Source organism: Streptacidiphilus sp. EB103A (assembly GCF_041261405.1).
Classification (GTDB): Bacteria; Actinomycetota; Actinomycetes; order Streptomycetales; family Streptomycetaceae; genus Streptacidiphilus.
Genome location: NZ_JBGCAQ010000019.1, coordinates 71421 through 89647 on the forward strand (window position 1 = coordinate 71421; position 18227 = coordinate 89647).

Annotated in this window: 19 protein-coding genes; 9 read left to right on the forward strand and 10 right to left on the reverse strand. The window is 69.6% G+C overall.

Features of this window, described 5'->3' with window-relative positions:
- Positions 1 to 3: 3 nt before the first annotated feature.
- The gene (locus tag ABH941_RS28900) at positions 4 to 1086 is read right to left on the reverse strand and encodes a TauD/TfdA family dioxygenase (protein WP_370132498.1); all 1083 of its coding nucleotides are present in this window, start codon (positions 1084 to 1086) and stop codon (positions 4 to 6) included.
- 22 nt (positions 1087 to 1108) lie between these two features.
- Positions 1109 to 2536, reverse strand: a complete 1428-nt coding sequence (locus ABH941_RS28905) for an FAD-dependent protein (protein ID WP_370132499.1) — start codon at positions 2534 to 2536, stop codon at positions 1109 to 1111.
- Positions 2537 to 2923: 387 nt separating this feature from the next.
- Between ABH941_RS28905 and ABH941_RS28910 the strand changes: the two genes are divergently transcribed.
- From ABH941_RS28910 to ABH941_RS28930, 5 genes are read left to right on the forward strand one after another with little or no spacing between them, the layout of a single operon-like run.
- The gene (locus ABH941_RS28910; protein ID WP_370132500.1) at positions 2924 to 3373 is read left to right on the forward strand and encodes an ATP-binding protein; all 450 of its coding nucleotides are present in this window, start codon (positions 2924 to 2926) and stop codon (positions 3371 to 3373) included.
- A complete protein-coding gene (locus tag ABH941_RS28915) occupies positions 3370 to 4446 on the forward strand; it encodes an aldo/keto reductase (RefSeq protein WP_370132501.1) in 1077 nt (358 codons plus the stop codon). The genes ABH941_RS28910 and ABH941_RS28915 overlap by 4 nt, the downstream gene beginning before the upstream one ends.
- Complete coding sequence (locus ABH941_RS28920) at positions 4443 to 5162, forward strand: nucleoside monophosphate kinase (protein WP_370132502.1); 720 nt, start codon at positions 4443 to 4445, stop codon at positions 5160 to 5162. Before ABH941_RS28915 ends, ABH941_RS28920 begins: the two co-directional genes overlap by 4 nt.
- Positions 5163 to 5198: 36 nt before the next feature.
- Entirely contained in the window at positions 5199 to 6041 is an 843-nt protein-coding gene (locus tag ABH941_RS28925) for a hypothetical protein (protein ID WP_370132503.1), read from the forward strand.
- A complete protein-coding gene (locus ABH941_RS28930) occupies positions 6031 to 7236 on the forward strand; it encodes a chorismate-binding protein (protein ID WP_370132504.1) in 1206 nt (401 codons plus the stop codon). Before ABH941_RS28925 ends, ABH941_RS28930 begins: the two co-directional genes overlap by 11 nt.
- Positions 7237 to 7309: 73 nt before the next feature.
- On the opposite strand, the gene ABH941_RS28935 is transcribed toward ABH941_RS28930, so the two are convergent.
- The 6 genes from ABH941_RS28935 to ABH941_RS28960 are packed head-to-tail and all read right to left on the reverse strand — an operon-like array spanning position 7310 to position 12247.
- Complete coding sequence (locus ABH941_RS28935) at positions 7310 to 8023, reverse strand: 2'-5' RNA ligase family protein (RefSeq protein ID WP_370132505.1); 714 nt, start codon at positions 8021 to 8023, stop codon at positions 7310 to 7312.
- Between the two features lie 22 nt (positions 8024 to 8045).
- Positions 8046 to 9401 carry a hypothetical protein gene (locus ABH941_RS28940; RefSeq protein WP_370132506.1) on the reverse strand — a complete coding sequence of 452 codons (1356 nt, stop codon included), beginning with the start codon at positions 9399 to 9401 and terminating at the stop codon, positions 8046 to 8048.
- Positions 9401 to 9709: a hypothetical protein gene (locus tag ABH941_RS28945; protein WP_370132507.1), complete on the reverse strand. Its 309-nt coding sequence runs from the start codon at positions 9707 to 9709 to the stop codon at positions 9401 to 9403. The genes ABH941_RS28940 and ABH941_RS28945 overlap by 1 nt, the downstream gene beginning before the upstream one ends.
- The gene (locus ABH941_RS28950; protein WP_370132508.1) at positions 9706 to 10443 is read right to left on the reverse strand and encodes a creatininase family protein; all 738 of its coding nucleotides are present in this window, start codon (positions 10441 to 10443) and stop codon (positions 9706 to 9708) included. Before ABH941_RS28950 ends, ABH941_RS28945 begins: the two co-directional genes overlap by 4 nt.
- A gap of 14 nt (positions 10444 to 10457) precedes the next feature.
- Positions 10458 to 11747 (reverse strand): tol-pal system YbgF family protein, encoded by a 1290-nt coding sequence (locus ABH941_RS28955; protein ID WP_370132509.1) that lies wholly within the window; start codon positions 11745 to 11747, stop codon positions 10458 to 10460.
- Between the two features lie 26 nt (positions 11748 to 11773).
- The gene (locus ABH941_RS28960) at positions 11774 to 12247 is read right to left on the reverse strand and encodes a PPC domain-containing DNA-binding protein (RefSeq protein WP_370132510.1); all 474 of its coding nucleotides are present in this window, start codon (positions 12245 to 12247) and stop codon (positions 11774 to 11776) included.
- A 255-nt stretch (positions 12248 to 12502) separates the two neighbouring features.
- Here ABH941_RS28960 and ABH941_RS28965 point away from each other — a divergent pair, with 255 nt between their 5' ends.
- On the forward strand, positions 12503 to 13804 hold the full coding sequence (locus ABH941_RS28965) for a Tat pathway signal protein (protein ID WP_370132511.1): 1302 nt from the start codon (positions 12503 to 12505) through the stop codon (positions 13802 to 13804).
- 24 nt (positions 13805 to 13828) lie between these two features.
- Positions 13829 to 14317, forward strand: coding sequence for a TrmO family methyltransferase (locus ABH941_RS28970; RefSeq protein ID WP_370132512.1), 489 nt, complete (start codon positions 13829 to 13831; stop codon positions 14315 to 14317).
- Between the two features lie 479 nt (positions 14318 to 14796).
- Here the strand turns inward: ABH941_RS28970 and ABH941_RS28975 are convergent, their stop codons facing one another.
- Complete coding sequence (locus ABH941_RS28975; RefSeq protein ID WP_370132513.1) at positions 14797 to 15522, reverse strand: GntR family transcriptional regulator; 726 nt, start codon at positions 15520 to 15522, stop codon at positions 14797 to 14799.
- 116 nt (positions 15523 to 15638) lie between these two features.
- Between ABH941_RS28975 and ABH941_RS28980 the strand changes: the two genes are divergently transcribed.
- Both ABH941_RS28980 and ABH941_RS28985 read left to right on the forward strand, forming a co-directional pair.
- Complete coding sequence (locus ABH941_RS28980) at positions 15639 to 16454, forward strand: class I SAM-dependent methyltransferase (RefSeq protein WP_370132514.1); 816 nt, start codon at positions 15639 to 15641, stop codon at positions 16452 to 16454.
- 276 nt (positions 16455 to 16730) lie between these two features.
- Positions 16731 to 17633 carry a phosphotransferase gene (locus ABH941_RS28985; RefSeq protein ID WP_370132515.1) on the forward strand — a complete coding sequence of 301 codons (903 nt, stop codon included), beginning with the start codon at positions 16731 to 16733 and terminating at the stop codon, positions 17631 to 17633.
- Positions 17634 to 17683: 50 nt separating this feature from the next.
- Here ABH941_RS28985 and ABH941_RS28990 read toward each other — a convergent pair whose 3' ends face one another.
- The gene (locus ABH941_RS28990) at positions 17684 to 18013 is read right to left on the reverse strand and encodes a hypothetical protein (protein ID WP_370132516.1); all 330 of its coding nucleotides are present in this window, start codon (positions 18011 to 18013) and stop codon (positions 17684 to 17686) included.
- Between the last annotated feature and the right edge of the window lie 214 nt (positions 18014 to 18227).

The window sequence follows — 18227 nt, forward strand, 5'->3', positions numbered from 1 at the left end:
GGGTCATCGGTGCGTCAGGGGGTCGGCGGCGGGGTCCGGCCAGGTGGCGGCGAGCTCGGCCTGCTGCTCGTCGGTCAGCCAGCCGAAGCGCAGGTACTCGTCCACCGCCGCCTCTCTGCGGCCGTTGTAGTGGGGGAAGGTGATCCACGCGCGCAGCAGGTGCCGGGGGTCGGCCGGGAGCGGCGGGTCCGTGTAGGCGGTGCGCGAGTGCAGGACGACGTGGTTGTTGACCACCTGCAGGTCGCCCGGCTGCAGTTCCATGTCGATGGAAGTCTCGTCCGCCAGCTCCTCCAGCAGGTCGAAGGCGGCTATCGCGGCGGCGGTCAGGGGAACTCCGGTGACCTGCGGGGTCTCGCGAAGCGTGTGGGGGACGTAGCGGGTGCTGAAGCGTCCCCGGTGCACGGAGAAGACCGGGGAGACGAACGTCGGGGGCAGACCGGGGACGTTGCCGCCAGCCATGTGGAAGTGGAAGGGGTGGTACAGCTCGGCGGTCCATTGCGGGGAGCAGCGCAGCATCAGGTTGTGCACCGTGCCGGCGGAGGCGATCCGCGACAGACCGCCCTGGGCGGCGGCCGTGCGACACAGCAGGACAGCGGCATCGGCGCCATCGGTGTGGAAGTAGAGGCGGTCGGTGGTCTGGTGCCCACGTACCGTGGCGTCGCCCAGTCGCTGGCCGGTGGCGCGGACGTCGCGGATGAGCTGGCCGGTGCGTGACTGGGTGGCGGCCGTACCCAGGTGGGCGGCCAGGCCGCGCAGCACGACGGCGTTCTGGCGTTCGGTCAGCCGGGTGACCGGCAGTCCGCGCAAGACCGCGAAGCCGCGCCCGTCCGCGACATCAGCGGCCATGGCCCGCAGTTGCTCGGCGAGCCGGCCTAGGGGGAAGTCGTCGGTGGTGATGTGCCGGTCAGTGGCCAGGTCGCGGCCGCGCAGGCGGTCCTGGGCGACGGTGAGGGCATCGATGACCTCGATGATCTCCTCACGGCTCAGGGTGTAGGTCCAGGCGTCGGGCGTGAAGGTGGTCTTGTCCCACAGCGGCGCGTGGTCGGCGGTCAGAGGAGCGAGTTGCGTTGGTACGGCTGAGCGCATCGGGGGTCCTTGGGGCCGGTGTTCAGACGGAGGCGTGGAGGGCGGCGGCGATGGCGTCGCCGGCGAGCCACCCGGATTCGGCGGCGCCGATGATCCCGCCGGTCAGTCCCGGGCCGTCGCCGACCAGGTACAGCCCGGGGCGGCCGGGGGACTGCATGGTGTCGGTCACCTCGAAGCGGTCGGACCAACGTTCGACTGCGGGTCCGTACAGGAGGTTGCGCTCACGCAGGACCTGCGGGCACAGCCCGGCCAGGCGGCGCAGGTAGTCGCGCAGCAGGGCGGTGACCTGCAGCGGGAAGATCTCGGCCAGGTTCCCGGTGACCGCGTCGGGGATGCTGGGGCGGAACCCGTCGGCTGCCTGTTCGACGGTGCCGCCGGTCGGCACTCCGGCCAGGAAGTCGCCGAGGGTCTGGGCCATGACCCGGCCGCCGCACACCTCGTTGGTCCGGGCGACCAGGTCGCGAACCTGCTCAGCGGAAAGCGGGACGTCGACGCCCGCGGTGGCCAGGACCGCGGTGTTGGAGCGGTCCTGGCCGTGCTCGCTGGTCGAGTGGCCACCGACCAGGGTCAGTTCCCGATAGGCGGCGGGCACCACGTCGCCCCCGAAGCACACGCAGTGGGTCCGCACCTCGGCGCCGCCGGGTCCCGCCTTCCAGATCACCTTCGGGTCGGTGGCCACCGCCAGCAGCGGGTCCAGGAACCCGCGCGGCCCCTCCAACCGGAAGCCGAGCTTGGGCTGGGCCGCGGAGCGGGGCAGGTCCAGACGCGTCCCCAGCTCACGCAGCCAGGTCGCACCGACCTTGCCCGGGGCCAGGACGATGTTGTCGGCGTACACCGGCAGCGGCTCGGGCCAGGCCGTTCCGAGGACCCACGCCTCCCACCGGTGCCCGGGTGCCGCCGAAGGGCGCACGTCGGTGCACCGGTGTCCGCACAGGACGGTCGCGGCCTGCTCGACCCGCCGACGCAGCCGGGAGGTCATGCGCATCAGCTGGTCGCTGCCGATGTGCCGCACGGGGTAGTGCAGATAGTCCAGCCCGTGGGCGGCCGCCAGGCCGGCGAACCGCTCCGCCGTGGTCGGGTCGGCACCCTGGAGCGGAGCGTCCTCGCCCCCGCGGAACAGTTGGTCGATGGCGTTCTGGCGCGCCTCGACCTCGTCCGGCGGGAACCGGTGCGCCACGGTGGAGCCGATGCGGTGGGACAGGCACAGCTTGCCGTCGGAGAACAGGCCCGCGCCCCCGAAGCCGGAGGTGATGTTCTGCCGCTCGTCCCCGCCGCCGTCCCGCACCGCTATCCGGTCCTCGATGTCGGCGCCCTGGTCCAGGACCACGACGCCGCCGGACGGTGCGCCCGCCCGGATGGCGGCCAGCAGGCCGCCCGGGCCCGCACCGATCACCAGGGTGTGACAGCGGACGGGATCGGGCCGGGTCGTTGATGCGCCGGTGGTGTGCACGGTGATGATGCCTCCGTCAGGGCCGGTGGGGCAGCGGTCCGCAGGACCGCTGGCTACGGTCCGCAGGCGGGTGCTCGGAGCTGCCCGCCTGCGGACCGGTTGATCTCAACGGTGGCGTCCACAGCTCGGCGCGGGTATGCCGTCCCACTGCCGTTTCACTGCCGTATCCCTCACCGGCCTCCCGCGCCAGACAGCCCGGAATGTTCCGGTTTCGTCGCATTCTCAGTCCGCCGATGGTGGATGGTCCGCCGCCGATACGGCAGTGAAACGGCAGTGGGACGGCATACCGACGCCGGTCGCGTCCGGGCACCGTGGAAGTGGGCCGCGACGGCCCTCACCGGTGGCGTCCGCGCCTCGGTGACCACCGCGGCACCACCGGAGGACACGATGGCACCAGCTCAGGCCGTACTGGAGCGGCCCGGCGCACTGGACCGGCCACCCGAACACCAACGGGTGGACCTCACCACGTGCGAACACCCCACCAACGTCGCCCGCCGGGCCCTGCGGAGCACCCTTCGCCCCCGCACCAGCGACGCCCGGATCGACGACGTCGTCCTGGTGGCCACCGAGCTGATCGCCAATGCCGGCAAGCACGCGGACGGCGCCGTACGGATGCTGCTCGACCTGTACGAGGACTGCCTGGTGCTGTGGGTGTTCGACCGCGCCGCCGACCGGTGCGACGTCACGCCCCGCCAGTCAGCCGACACCGACCAGGACGGCCGGGGGCTGGGGATCGTCACCGCGCTGACCGACCACTGGTTCCTGTGGAGGGCCGAGGACGGCAAAGCCGTCGTCGCGGTCTTCCTCCTGCCCCCCGAGGAGAGGGCCCCACGATGACAACCGACCTGACACCCCGCCGGCTGACCAAGGACCTGAGCGTCAACCCGCTCGCGGTGGGCTGCTGGGCCATCGGCGGCCCCACCATCAACAGCGGCTCCCCGATCGGCTGGTCGACCAACGACGACGCCCACTCACTGGAGGGACTGCGCCGCTCCATCGCCCTGGGAGCCGACCTCTTCGACACCGCCGACGTCTACGGCCACGGCCACTCCGAACGCCTCCTCGGCCAAGTGCTCCGCGAATGCGACCGCGAGGCCCTGACCATCACCACCAAGGTCGGCTTCGTGCCCGGCACCGCCCCCCACAGCTACGCCACCCCAAGGCTGCGCCACCAGTTCGAGCAGTCCTGCCACAACCTGGGCACCGACTACATCGACGGCTACTTCCTGCACAACATGGACTTCGGCGAGGACGACCGCTACCTGAGCGACGCCATCGACCAGGTCCGGGCACTGCGCGACGCCGGATTCGTCCGAGCCATCGGGATGCGCGGCCCACAGACCCACGGCTCGGACCGACCCGAGGCCGCCGACATCCGCAGCAGCCGCTTCCTGAAGATCTTCCGGCTGGTACGGCCGGACCTCCTGTGGATCCGGTTCAACCCGCTCAGCCCCCCGCCGCTGGTCGACGGCGAGGACATCTTCAGTTTCACCGCCCGCCAAGGAGTCGGACTCCTTCTGAGCGAGCCCCTCGCCCAGGGCCTCCTCACAGGGAAGTACGACCCCGCCCATCCGCCCTCGTTCGCGCTGGGCGACCACCGCCGCCACAAGGTCTGGTTCACCGAACCAGGACTGGCAGTGATCGAATCGGGCCTGCAGCTCCTGCGCGAGCAGTTCGGCCCCCGCTCCGAGGACCTCACCCGGGTAGCGCTGCGCTACAGCCTTCAACAGGCCGACCACACCGCCGTCCTGGCCGGCTTCACCACCCCGCAACAGGTCACCGCGAACCACGCGTGCCTGGGCGACCCACTGACCGAACGCGAGCTGTGCTTCGCCGATGCGGTGTACGCGCAGATCCGCGAGGGCCTGGACGCCGTAGGGGACCGCTACCGCATCGAGGTCCCAGTATGAGGGCCGACATATGCGCGCCCACCCTCGTCGCACTCATCGGCCCGACCGGCTCCGGGAAGAGCACCGCGGTCCAACACCTGTCCGCAGCCCACCACCTGCCGGTCCTCAGCTTGCGCGACCTCGCCCGCCAACGCGCCGCCACCGACGAGGCCTTCGCCGAACTCCTAGCAGCCGAGGGAGGCCCCGACTCGCTCACCGACCCGCAAGCCACCGTCCTGGTAGCGGGAGCCCTGCTCGACCCGGACCGCTGGGGCGGGCAGCCAACAGCGCTGCTGGACGGCTATCCCGCCTCCGCCGTGCAGACCGCCCACCTGGTGCAGGTCCTGCGCCAACGCTTCGGCGCCGGGCTTGCCGTCATCGAACTGCGCCTGGACAACCTCACCGCCCGCGACCGCGTCCGCGGCCTGTGGGTCTGCTCCACCTGCGAACCCAGTCCCGACCCGCACCTGCCGGCGCACCCGGGGCCTGGAGGCTACGACCGCTGCGCGCGCTGCGGAGCCCGACTGCTCCAGCGCCGCGGCGACCTGCTGGCCAGCGTCGACGAGCGGCTCGCCCGCTTCCGCCAGCGCGTCCCCCTGATCCGCCGTGTCCTGCACGAGCACGAAGTCCCCCTGCACGTCGTCGGCGCCCAGCAGTCGCCCCAGGACGTCGCCCGCGCCGTCGATCACGCTTTCGCCCGCGCCACCGCAGGCATCGGCATACCGGCCACACCCTGACCCCGCCCCCATCCACCGAGCAGCAAAGGAACCCCCGTGAAGACCTCCACCATCCAGCAGGCCCTGCTCGACAGCGCCCCGTACTGGGCCGCCGAACACGAGATCGCCACCCGCTACTTCGCCTCGCCCACGCGGTCGGCCGACGCCGACAAGCTCTGGGTGGGCCATCAGATGTTCAAAGAGTGGACCGGGAGCGGCGTGTACGGGCCGCGCGACACCACCGTCGCCAGCATGATCCGCGAAGTCGCCGCCGAGGTCGCCCCGCTGGACGGCGGCACGGTAGCCCCCCACCCCCTGAAGAGCACCTACACCAAGCTGTCCTTCGCCAGCGACGAACTGCGCCACTACGCCCAACTGCACGACCTGTACCTGCTGATCGAGACCAGCACCCCGCCCCCCTCCATCGCCTCCTTGGGGACGCTGCCCCAGGGCGTGGCCCTGACCGAACTGCGCCTGCACTACCGCGACGACAAGATCGGGGCCGTCGCGGTCGACCTGTCCGAAGGCGGCGGCCTGGGCCTGTACTTCGGCATCCGCTCGGCCGCCGACCTGCTCGACACCGACAACCCCGTCGACCGGGAAGTCATCGCGGTGGCGAACCGCACCATCGACGACGAGACCCGGCACCTGCTGGGCCGCTTCCGAAGCGCCCGCGCCCAGAACCTCACCCCCGAGCAGTGGGGGGAGACGGCCCGGATCCTGCGAGCGATCTCCCACCAGAAGCTGCGCGAGCGCAACGAACAGTTCGGCGACATCCTCACCCCCGAAGAGGTCGACGGCGCCTGCGAGAAGGAGAACCAGCCCCGCACACAGGCCTTCCTGCGCACCCACCTCGGCTTCCTCCTGGCGGACCTGGGGATGGACGAGGATGACCTCTGACGCCCGCAACATCGCACGGACCCTGATCAGCGAGCACCTGCGCGACGCCCCGGAAGACACCGTGATCGGCTACGGCACCCGCCGTCGCATGATCGTCGGCCTGGGAGCTGAACGCACCCTCCTGCTGCACCGTCGGTCACTCACCGGTACGGCCGCGAGCGCGCCGCCGACCGAGGACTCTGTCGAAGCCGCCCTGTCGGCCTTCCTGGCCGCGAACACCGAGCGGTGGGTGATGGGGTACCTGGGGTTCGGCGTTCACACCCGCCTCGTCCCGACTCTGGCCACCGGCCCGGTTCCGGACCTGCTACTGGTCGCCCCAACCCGTGTGGCGGTTGTCGAGGCGCACGGTGCCGTAGCGTTCTGCGACGGGACCAGGACGGCACGCAATGCCACCGGCCCGGTGCGCGCAGCAGCCCCGCCGCCCGTCACCCCGGCCGTCCGGCACCGCTTCGAGGACACCGTCGGCCAGGCCCTGCACTGGATCGGCACTGACGCCGGACGACGGATCACCGTCGCCACCAGGCAGACCTGGCAGGACACCGGAGCGTGCCTGCTGGATACCATGGCCGCCGGCCAGTACGACGACCGCGGACTGTCGCGCTCCTACTACCTCCACCATCAAGGTACCGAGTTCGCCGGCACGAGCCCCGAACTGCTGATCGACGGGACGGGTCGACGGTTCACCTGCAACAAGCTCTCCAGCACCACCGCTCGCTCCGCAGCCGGGCTTCCTGACTGGGACCGGCGCCTGGTGGAGGAGCACGAGTCCTCGCTCAGGTCCTTGACCCAGTCCCTGGCCGCCTTCGCCCGGGTCCACCGCTCTCCGCGCCAGGACCTGCACCTGCGCGAGCTCACCCACGGCCTCAGCCGGCTGCAGGTGGAACCGAAGCCCGACCGCGACCTCGCCGACGTCCTGCTCGGCCTCCTGCCGACCGGAGCCAGCCCCGCGACCTCGGGACTCGAGCAGATCGCACTGCTGGAGGAGCATCCCCGTGGCCCGTACTACGGCCTGGTGGGATACGCCTCGCCAGCTGGCCGGCTGAACTGGTCGCAGATCCTGCGCACCGTCTTCCGCCGCGAGGACCAGGTATGGCTTCCGGTCGGCGCGGCGGTCACCGCCCGCTCCACACCTGCCCTGGAAGCGGAGGAGATCGCCCTGAAGGCCAGCAGCGTGCGCGTGGCTCAGCTGCTCTGACCGAGAGCGGCGGCCGCCGGTGGATGAGGAACCCTGGCGGCCGCCGATCGCCTCCCTGCACCGCCGGGGTGGTTCACACCGCCGGCAACGGGACCCGGTGCAGGACGTCCCAGCGGTAGACCCGCTCCTCCCGGCGCAACTCCACCAGGTCGACGTGGCCGATCGGCAGACTCACCGCGGCGCGGCCACGCAGGACTCCCACTGCCCGGATCAGCGGAGCTGCAGGCTGGGGACGGTTGCTGTAGGCGATTCCCAGATGGGGGCGGAATCCGCGAACCGGCTTGCCGCCCGGCACGCCGGCGCGCTCACCGGCGACTGCCAGGGCCGCGTGAAGGCGCACCAGCGGCTCCCAGGGAGCCAAGCTGAAGCGGATCGAGCCGCGAGAGCCGGCCATGGGATGGGCGTCGATCGAGAATGCCCCGCCGCTGGCCCCGTCGGCCTGCCGGGCAAGACGGTCCACCGTGGCCGGCGCGACCGCCCCGGCGCTGCCGATCTTGTTCATGGTGACATGCAGCCCGTCGCCGGGCACCGGGTCCAAGGCGAACGGGTCGATGGCCCGTTGCCCATGGGCTGCCTCCGCGAGCAGGTCCGGTGACTGCGGAAACGTCAGCATCCAGTAGTAGGCGCGGTGCCCGGGAACCCAGCCGGGGCGGTCCCAGTGGTCGGCCATCGTCTCGACGCTCCGGAATGCCGACCAGTCGTTGTCGACGATGACGCGCGCGTCGTTCAGGTCGGCTGGCGCAGCGGGGGGAAAGGCCCGGCTGTCGTGGTCCAGCTGGGTCGTCACCAGTTCACCTCAGGGTCGGTACTCAGGGGGAGGAGGGCAGGGGCTCGGACTCCGCCGCATCCGGCTCGGGCCGGAACGTCCAGCCGCGGAGTTCCTCCGCATAGTCCCGCACCACCGCCTCCTCCTGCCACCTGCGGGCCTGCCGGTGCAGCTCGTGCCCCCGCTGCCACACGGACTGGATCGGGGCGGAGCCGCTGACCCGCAGGGCCCGGACTCCCAGCGCCATCGACTGCTCCAGGTCGGGGCCCGGTTGCTGCACCAGCGCCGTAGCCACGTCCAGCGACACCAGGGCCCGGGTCCACCGCGAGTCCGACTGGTCGATCAGGTCCTCGAGCTGCGTCGCGTACGCCAGGACCTGCTCGACCTCACCGATCGACAGATGTGCCGTCACGGCGTTCGCCAGGGTCCTCGCCAACGAGTACGGTCCGAAAGCGATACACGACGTGATGCCCTCCGGCAGCGAGGGCTGGCGGTCCGACAGCTCCAGTGCCAGGCCGATGGCCCTGTTCGCCTCCTGCGGATCGCCGAGCCGGGCCAGCGCCCTGGCCCGGCCGTTGACCAGCAGCCGAATGGCCTGCGGACTGTCCGGCGCCAAGCGGATCCCGGCCTCGGCGGCGGCGTCCGCTTCCGCGAATCGGCCGCTGTAGTACAGCCCGAAGGAACGCGTCCCTAGCACCCACATCATCAGCGCGGTGTCGCCGGCGCTCTCGGCCAGCGCGAGTGCCTCGGTGCAGTACGCCGCGGCAGCAGCGGCGTGACCCGCGTTGGTCGCCATGTACCCAAGCAGACCGGATGCCTGCGCGGCCACGGTGAAGAGATCCTGACGCTGCGCGGGCACGGGGTGGCCGCGCAGCAGCACGTGGAGCATCTTGCGCAGCATCCGGGCCTCGCCGACCAACGGCTGTGGGCCCAGGGCCTCATAACGGCTCACGATGTCCGCGATCGTCTCGGCGGCCAACGCTAACAGCGCCGGATCGGACGTCGGGGTCAGGATCGCACGGGCCTGGTACAGGATGTCTCCGGGAACGTCCCAGGACGAGGCAGGAGACAGAGGGTAGGCCTCGACGTCCGATGACCCGACCTGCGCAGTGACCGGGGCGGGCAACGCGGGGGCGGCCTCGGGCTCGGCGAACAACTGCTCGGCAGCCATCCCGAAGAGGTACTCCAGGACGCGGCGGGTGTCGGGGCGGGGCAGGCTTTTGGTCTCGCCGAGCATCCATCGGCTGAAGTTGCGCTCCGACAGCGGGATGTCCTTCAGCCGGGCGTCCTGGTGGATCTGGGCGGCTTCCTGGCAGGCCCGCTTCCACTGGCCGCTGAACGCCGCCAGAGTCGTCCAGTTCTTCTGCTGGACCAGGACCCGAAAGTTCGTCGTGCGCATCAGGCGGTCGGCTCTCCTGCCCTGGCCTGGCCCTGGTCGGCGCCGGGCGTCACCGGACCGAACAGCTCCTCGGCCGACATGCCGAACAGGTGCTCCAAGACACACCGGTAGTCCCCGCGGGGCATGGTCCCCAGCCCGCCCAGCATCCACCGCTGGAAGGTCCGCTCGGACAGGGGCACCTCGCCCACGGCAGGAGCCCCCGGGGTCTCATCCAGTTCCTGGCAGGCCCGCCGCCACACGGCGGAGAAGGCCTGCGCCGACCAGCGCCGCTGCTCGACCAGGGCTCGGAAGTTCGTCTCGTCCTTCACTGTGTTCCCTTTCCACTCGAAGCCCCGTCGCTCCCCGTGCTCTCCGTCCCGGAGAGCAGTGCGAGGGTTGCGGCGAAGTCGCTGGTGAGGCTGTCCAAGACGGCCCGCCCCTTGTCCGCGGTGCCCAGCGACGGCCGGCCTATCACCCCGCTGGTGGTGTAGGCGTCCATTCCCAGAGTGAGGAGGTGAGGCCGGTCAGCGAGGTGGTCCGCGCCCTCGAAGCCGGGCTTGACGGCGTCCGGGTTCACATGGAGGAGCAGTGAGGTCTCCACCTCGCCGGCGTGCATGTCGTCGTGGCTGCTGCTGACCAGGCCCGCCTTGCCGCGGGCGCGCTCCCAGTCGCTGCGCGTGGGGAACAGCGCCATCCTGGGTCCGCGCACGTTGGCTTCCTGCACTACATTCGACAGCGCGTAGTTCCCACCGTGCCCGTTGACCACCACCAGGCCCCGAACCCCGGACTCCTCCAGGGACGCGGCGATGTCATGGACGAGCGCTATCAGTGTGGACGCGCGGATGCTCACGGTCCCCGGCCACTTCGCGTGCTCCTGGGAGCAGCCGAAGGTCAGCGGAGGTAGGAGCAGGAGATCGTAGGTTCGGGCCACCGCCTGGGCGACGGCGCCGGCGATGATGGAGTCGGTACTCAGGGGCAGATGGGGGCCGTGCTGTTCGAAGCTGCCGATCGGCAGGACCGCGACGCGGGCCGCGCGGGCGGCTTCCTCTGCTGTGGTGGACATTGGAAGGTGCATCGTCACATTCTCGGTGCCAAGACGGCGCAGGTGAGGCGGAATCGCTCGATCTCCGCACCGCCGGACTCCTGCGGGACGAAGCTGACCAACTGGCTCAAGGCCCGCAGAGCTCGAACAGACTCGGTCGGCGGCATCGTCACCACTCTCATCCCCTGGGCCGCGGCCTCGTCGAAGCGCCCTTCGGCCGCGTAGGCCAGCCCCAGCCACGCCCGCGCCAACTGCTCGTCCTGACGGTAGTCCGCCGGCCAAGTCGCCAGAACGCCCTCCAGGTGCCGCACCGCGTCTCCCGCCTGCCCCAGGCGCATCAGGCCGAAGCCCTCGTGAGCCTGCACATAGGAGAGGTTGCAGTGCAGCCCGATCGTCCCGGGGTCCTCGTTCACCCCGGTGGTGTCGGCGCGCTCCACGAGTCTGACCGCGCTCGCGATCGCGGCCGAGAAGCCCGGCATGTCACCGGCCAGCGCCGCGCCCTGGGACCGGCGGACCTCGCACAGGGCCTGATCCCGGGCACTGAGTTGCAGGAAATCGCTCGAGACCACCGACAGTGCCCGGGCCCCGGCGACGTCCAGGTGATCGGCGGCGCGCTGAGCCTGGCGCATCTGGATATACGTCGTCATCGTTCGGTCTCCCGCCTCCTGGGCGAGCTCGGAGGCACGGCTCAGCCAGAAGGAGGCATCGCGGGTTCGGCCCAGGTTGTCGCTCGTCCAGGACGCGAACTCGCTCCAGCGAGCCTCCACCCCGAGCAGGCCAACCCGGATCGCCCCAGCCGCCTGACGCCGAAAGCCCCGGATCACCGCGAGTTCCCGGATCGCTGATTCGTGGATCCGGCGGGGGCCGGCGCTGTTGTGCGCGTCCGACAAGATCTGCAGCAGGTCCCCCCAGTGCGGCACCAGCAACGGGTCGACCGCCGCAGAGCCGGGACGCAGCGAGTCCATCGGGACCGCTGCCTGGACGGTTAACAGCTCGTCGGCCTCCGGGGCGTCAACTTGCGCCCGGACCGGTCCGGACGGCTGGCGGACGTGCGGCACCACCCCAGCGTGCTCCTTGAACAACTCCTCCACGGGCATAGCGAAGAGGTGCTCGAGGACGCGGCGGGTGTCGGGGCGGGGCAGGCTTTTGGTCTCGCCGAGCATCCATCGGCTGAAGTTGCGCTCCGACAGCGGGATGTCCTTCAGCCGGGCGTCCTGGTGGATCTGGGCGGCTTCCTGGCAGGCCCGCTTCCACTGGCCGCTGAACGCCGCCAGAGTCGTCCAGTTCTTCTGCTGGACCAGGACCCGAAAGTTCGTCGTGCGCATGCCGCTGTCCCCTCTGGTCGGCCACGTCAGCGCGTTGGTGCAGCTGGCTGGAATTGCAGGGTGGGCACCTCGTACGGGCCAACTCTTGGCCGGACCATCGCCGGGGCGAGGACCTCGACGATCTGCAGCTCGCAGATGAACTGCACGACGCCGCCGAGCAGGTGGCTCGTGCGGCCCCGCGCGGAAGCACCCTTCTCGCCGACAGTCAGATGGATGTGCGGTGCCAGCTGGTCCGTCTGTGGGTCCCAGGCGAGGGTGCCCGAACCGAGGGCCTCCACAGTCAGAACCTCGACGTGCTCCCAGACCGGTCTCTCCGGCTGAGCGATCGGCTCGCACGCACCCACGAGCTTCACGCTGCTGAACCCGCCGATGAGCATCGGGATGTATCCCGACCGAATGCCCTCCTGCTCGCAGAAGGCGGTCAGCTGCGGGAAGAAGTCCTCACCGTCGTCCAGAGCGACACCGAAGGTCCGGCCGATGGTCAAAGGAGTCGATCGCATGCGGGTACTCCGTCCATGCCGGCGCTGGATCCACCGACGTGCAGTCAAAGGGATTTCTCTGCAAGTACATTGAGCAAACCGCTCGGCCTGACCGCCAGCTACCTGGCCCACAGGGCGAGCTTGTGGAACTGTGGAAAGATCACGACCTAGGCGGGGGAGACGGTGGCGACGACCCGGAGACGGAACACTGAGCTCGCTGCGCTGCTCACCGAGGCGCAGTGGTCCTACGCGAGGGCGGCTGCAGCGTTCGTACGCGTGGCCTTGGAGAACGGGGCGAGTCAGTTCGCGCTCGTAGAGCGCTCGCACATCGCGAAATGGGTCGCCGGCTCCGTCCCCCAGGGGCCTGGCCCCGAGATTCTGTGCGAGGCGCTCGGACGGCGTCTGGGGCGCGTCGTCACCCCCGGCCAGCTCGGGTTCGGCCCTCGCGACGTGGCTCCCGATGCGGACGGCCTGTGGGCCGGCGATACCCTGAGCGCGCTGTCCGATCTCTGGAGCCGCGACGTGACAATCGACCGCCGACAGGTACTGGGCGCCACCGCCTACCAAGTGGCCGCACTCGCGGTGCCCGGCCAGAGCTGGTGGGCCGCCATGGCCGCTCGCGGAAAGGGACGCGGGCGTGTCCAAGCAGCCCAGGTTGGCCGTGGTGACCTTGAGGTCGTCCGCGACGCCGTCGCCATGTTCTCCACCATGGACCAGCGGCGCGGCGGAGGCCACGGACGCACTGCCGTCGTGCAGTACCTCAACCACGAAGTTGCCCAGTACCTCCAAGGCCGCTTCGCCACTGAGGAACTGCGCAAGGAGATGTTCTCGGCCGCCGGTGAGCTCTCCTACCTCTCCGGCTGGATGGCGTTCGACGCCGGCTCGCAAGCGGTAGCGCAGCGCTACTTCACCTTGGCCGTGAAGCTCGCCGCCGAAGCAGACAACGCCCCGCTGGCCGGCCACGTGCTCCGGGCGGCAGCCCACCAGGCGAACGACCTCAAGCACTATCAACTCGCATTGACGCTCGCCGACGCGTCCGTGGACGGAGAGCGCTACCGGACAGCCAGCCACCGCGAACGCGCTCTGCTCGGCGTCGTCCATGCCCGCGCGCTCTCCTCCAACTCCGACAAGGTCGGCGCAGCGAAGGCGCTGCTTCGTGCAGAGGACGACCTCGCCCGCGCCGGAACAGGAGACGACGAGCCGGCCCGCGTCTGGTTCTTCCAGGAAGCCAGCCTCGCCCATGAGACCGCGTGCGCCCTGCGCGACGTTGGCGATCTCGACGGCGCCGTACGGGAGTTCCACCGAAGCGTCAGGACGCGCAAGACAGCGGCATTCGCCCGGACCCACGCCGTGACCCTCGGGTACCTCGGTGACGTACAGGCCCGACAAGGCAACATCGAGCAAGCCTGCGCAACCTGGAGCGACGCCCTCGACCGCATGGACGGCATCCGGTCCGGGCGCACCGTGCAGACCGCAGTGCAGATGCGGTGCGCCCTCTCCCCGTTCCGACAGCGCGGCGTATCCGCCGTCCACGACATCGATGCCCGGGCTTCCGCCTACCTCGCGCGCGCCGCGTGACGACCAGACGAATCGGAGAACGCCATGACAGACAGTCCCACGACGGTGCCTGTTGAGGTCATCGCCCATGTGATCAGCGAGCGCACGCAGGTCTCGGACGACTACTGGGGCGGGGTCCAATCCATCATCCGTCTCCGACCTGGACTGGGCCCTGACACACTCACCGGCCTGGAGGAGTTCTCGCACCTTCTGGTGTTGTGGAAATTCCACCTGGCCCGTGCCGAGGACGTGCACCTGGGGACCCGCAGTCCGCGCGGGGACTCCCGGTGGGCACCCAGCGGAACCTTTGCGCACCGAAACCACCGTCACCCGAGTCAGACCGGGATCAGCGCACCCCGGCTGATCAAGATCGACGGCACCGACCTCCACGTAGTGGACCTCGACGCCATCAACGGGACACCCGTACTCGACATCCTGCCCTGGTTCGATCAGTTCGGCCCTCAAGGCGACCGGCATCAGCCGCCCTGGCCCGGCGAAATGCTCAACCAGTACTGGGCCAGGCCCACCGAGTAGATTCCCGGTCGTAGCTTCCGCGCCTCGATGCACAACGGCCGCGACAGATGCGCACTCGATGAACCATTCCGGCCCTGACAGCGCAATGGATCGCGCGACCAGCGTCGATGCCGAGGGCGATCCATCGTCAGGCCACGGCACCGCTACGGAATTGCGCATTCCCAGCAAACCGGACGGCTGCGCATCGAGCCCGGAATCGCGCAATTCCGCAGGATCCGGTGCGCACGAGGAGCCAATGGCTCTCTGCCGCGGACGCTGCTCACCAGAGCCGCTCACAGGGACCCATGCCGTAGATCGCGGAGCCTTGGCAGTGGTCTTCACGTTGGCCTTCCTCCTCCCCCGCCTTGGGGCGCACGTGCCCAGAACGATGAGGAGAGTCCTCCTCGCGAATATGCGGACAGCACTCCGCCCCGGCGGGGTTGAGCCGCTTAGTCAGATTGGACCGGTTAACCGGACCAGTCAATGGAGCGTCAGAACTCTTAACCCATCGGGTATCGCGAGACCCGCTCCCACGTACCTTCCGGGGTCACGCCTTCCTCGACGACCAGTACCGCGTCGCGCTGGTCCCTGGCGGTGTGCATCAGGACGTGTACGGCCGCCGGCAGCTGGACACCCAGCAGGAGGGCCTCCTCTTGGGTGATCAAGCGGACCGACTCGACATCGACCCCGGCCTCCGAAGAGCTCCCCGGGCGTCGCCCTGTGCACCGTTCCACGTATCGGGTGGTGCCCTCGGCGATGGGCCCGTCCATCCTGAGCCTCGGGCAAGCTTCAGCGATGTCCGCGGGGAACCATGCCACCACGACGGAATGCGGTGTGCCGTCGGCGAGCTGCATGAGCCGGGCTCGGGCCAGCGCCCTCTCCCCGGACCGCAGTTGCAGGGCCTCGGCCACGTGAGGTGGCGGGTCCTGCAAGCAGGGTGTGCCGAGCCGGGTGAACGGCATTCCGCTGGCCCTGGTGGTTCCCGATCGCCGACCCCCGGCAGGACGGCCCACCGGCGTCTGCGCGACGGTGTAACCGGAGCCCTGTCGGCCGACGATGAGTGCGTCCGCCTTGAGTTGATCCAGGGCTTTGATGACGGTAGCGCGGGAGACCTGCCACTGTTCGCACAGGTCCCGGCCGGACGGGAGGAGGCCGCCGGGTGGGAACTCCCCGGCTGCGATGCGCAGGCGCATGGACTCGGCGATCTGCTCGTACTTGAGGGGCATCGGTCAACTTTCAAGGGCTGGCGCAACGTGTCTCGCTGCGCCGACTGGACCAGTTGACCGGTCAGGTTAGAGCAAAGTCGCCCCGCGGCGGTACGGGCCAGGTGCAGAATGCGCACATGGCCGCCCATGACGTCACCCAGCAAGTCGTCTCCTGGTACAGCGAGCAGTTCGACGAATCCAGTCGGCTGCGCCATAGCGCTGATGGACGTCTGGAGCTGCTGCGCACGCGGGAGCTCCTGCACCTGCACCTTCCGGACGCGCCTGCATCCGTGCTGGACGTCGGCGGAGGCCCCGGTACTCATGCCGCTTGGCTCGCTCGCGAGGGGTACCAGGTCCACCTTGTCGACCCTGTGCAACGACACCTGGACCAGGCTCAGAGCGTTGCCGACTGCACGGTCGAGCTCGGAGACGCACGCGCTCTCACGGCCGCTGACGCCACGTTCGATGCGGTGCTGATCCTGGGCCCGCTCTACCACCTCCTGGACCCTGAGCAGCGAATCGCGTCGCTCACCGAAGCCCGCCGTGTCGTGCGACCGGGCGGGATGGTCGCCGCGGCAGCGATCAATCGGTACGCATCCCTGGCCGAGCACACGTCCACGGGCATGCTTGCCAACGAACGACTGCGTGCCTCGGTCGAGAGTATTCTTGCCACCCAGCAGTACGACGGACATCGGGGCTTCACCGCCGCCCACTTCCATACCGCCAGTCAGCTTGCCGACGAGATGGCCGCCGCCGACCTTCGGCCTCGCGCGGTCTATGGCGTGGAGGGCCCCATGTGGGGGTTGGTGAAAGCCGTTGAGCAGCGCGATGGAGAGCCATTGCCCGACGACGATCCGGTCATGCTTTCGGCACTCACGGCCGCCCGGCTGGCCGATCCCTACCCGGATCTCCTTGCTGCCAGTTCCCATCTGCTCGCCATCGCCACGGTGTAGAGCTGCCTGGCGTTCCACATCGAGGGCACCGACCTCTATCTCGACGCCGTGCACGAGACCCCAATTCCCGACATCTTCCTGCTGTTCGGTCAGTTCGGCCCGTAAGGCGACCGGCATCAGCCGCCCTGGCCCGGCGATATGCTCCACCGATACTGGGGCCCCACTGGGTAGCCTCCCGGTTCGAGGTTCCGCGCCGAGATGGACACGCTTCGTTCGAGAAGGTCGGATGGACAAGGCCACGACCACCAGCACCCGGTCTCCGCGAGGCTGGGCCCCATGATCGCCCCCCTTGGCAGGCCCGGCGGCTACGCCGAGCACGAACTGCACGAGGCCATGCGACGTCTGTGCGCTGCTGCCCGTCTCGACCCCGAGTCCGCCGTACTGCTGCGTGGCCAGACCAATGCGGTCCTGCGCCTGGCACATGACCCGATCGTCATCAAGATCGCCCGGAGAGGAACCCGGCCACACCGCGTCCGGCAGACCGTGGAGCTTGTCCGATGGCTGATGGCCCAGGACTTTCCGACCGTCACTCTCCATCCCATCGAGCAGCCGGTTGTCGCCGGTGAGTACGTCGGGACCTTCTACACCTGCGTGCCGCAGCCGGTCGGCAGTCCCACCACCAGCGACCTCGCTGCCCCCCTGCACCAACTGCACGATGGAGGAATGCCACCCTTCCCGCTGCCCGTGCTCGACGCGATCGGCGCCGTGCGGTACTCCCTCGGAGCAGCTGAGACGCTTGTCGACAAGGACCGGCGATTCCTCACCAAACGAGCCGACGAGCTCGAAATCGACCTGACGGAGCTCCAGTACCAGCTTCCCCCGGCAGTCCTGCACGGTGACCCCCAGCACGGCAACGCTCTCATCGACAGGGGGCGCATCGTTCTCTGTGACTGGGACAGCGCCGTCGTCGGACCAGCCGAATGGGATCTCGTCACAGTAGAAGTCCACGCAAGACGCTTCGGTCACGGAACAGGAAGCTACGGTGCCTTCGCCCGGGCATACGGACACGACATCATCGCTTGGCCCGGATACCGCACGCTGTGCGATCTTCGTGAGCTGCGCATGATCACTACGAATGCTCGTAAGAGCGGGCACGAGCCGTCGAAGATGGCCGAGCTCCAGCGACGGATCGACGGATTGCGCGAGGAGGACACCCAACTGCGCTGGCGCATCATGTGAGGCGCAGCGCCGAAGTGGTGGCGCCTCGGACAATGAGCGCGGGTGGGCGTTCATGCTGCCGGCCGGAGGCGGAAGACCGCGGTACTGTCACTGCCGGCGGCTGTGGCGGTGACGGTGAACTCGTCCGCCATCCTTCGAACGGCGACTCGGCCGCGGCCGCACGCGCTCCCCGAGCACTCGCTGTGGTCACTGAGGCCGTCGGCGCGGACGACCAGCGCCACCGCGCCCGGAACGCGTTGAACCAGGCATCGGGCTGCCGCGGGTCCGATGGCACTGGAGGCGCCCCAGTGAGCGATCACGTCGCTGAGTAGCGCGGCAGTTGCGGTGCCGGTGGTGTCGGCGAGCCCGGAGAGGCCCCACAGCCGGAGCGTGTGCTGCACGATAAGGGCAGCATGGCCAACCGACTCCGCCGTCAGTTCCGTGTCGATCAGAAGCTGACCGGGCTTGCAATGCAGTAGGGACCGGGCACCGGCCCTATCCGATGCGGTGTCATTCGCCATAGCCGCCCAGCCTGTTGATCGAAACGCCCCACACGGGAGCTCGGTTGCGGTGTGTACTGGTGCTGTACCGATTAGCAACTATTCAGCCAGTCCG

Coding starts and splice junctions, on each gene's coding strand:
- ABH941_RS28960 (WP_370132510.1), bottom strand. CDS start 12,247: ATGCGATCGACTCCTTTGACCATCGGCCGGACCTTCGGTGTCGCTCTG.
- ABH941_RS28900 (WP_370132498.1), bottom strand. CDS start 1,086: ATGCGCTCAGCCGTACCAACGCAACTCGCTCCTCTGACCGCCGACCAC.
- ABH941_RS28910 (WP_370132500.1), top strand. CDS start 2,924: ATGGCACCAGCTCAGGCCGTACTGGAGCGGCCCGGCGCACTGGACCGG.
- ABH941_RS28940 (WP_370132506.1), bottom strand. CDS start 9,401: ATGCGCACGACGAACTTTCGGGTCCTGGTCCAGCAGAAGAACTGGACG.
- ABH941_RS28950 (WP_370132508.1), bottom strand. CDS start 10,443: ATGTCCACCACAGCAGAGGAAGCCGCCCGCGCGGCCCGCGTCGCGGTC.
- ABH941_RS28930 (WP_370132504.1), top strand. CDS start 6,031: ATGACCTCTGACGCCCGCAACATCGCACGGACCCTGATCAGCGAGCAC.
- ABH941_RS28920 (WP_370132502.1), top strand. CDS start 4,443: ATGAGGGCCGACATATGCGCGCCCACCCTCGTCGCACTCATCGGCCCG.
- ABH941_RS28970 (WP_370132512.1), top strand. CDS start 13,829: ATGACAGACAGTCCCACGACGGTGCCTGTTGAGGTCATCGCCCATGTG.
- ABH941_RS28975 (WP_370132513.1), bottom strand. CDS start 15,522: ATGCCCCTCAAGTACGAGCAGATCGCCGAGTCCATGCGCCTGCGCATC.
- ABH941_RS28985 (WP_370132515.1), top strand. CDS start 16,731: ATGATCGCCCCCCTTGGCAGGCCCGGCGGCTACGCCGAGCACGAACTG.
- ABH941_RS28915 (WP_370132501.1), top strand. CDS start 3,370: ATGACAACCGACCTGACACCCCGCCGGCTGACCAAGGACCTGAGCGTC.
- ABH941_RS28955 (WP_370132509.1), bottom strand. CDS start 11,747: ATGCGCACGACGAACTTTCGGGTCCTGGTCCAGCAGAAGAACTGGACG.
- ABH941_RS28980 (WP_370132514.1), top strand. CDS start 15,639: ATGGCCGCCCATGACGTCACCCAGCAAGTCGTCTCCTGGTACAGCGAG.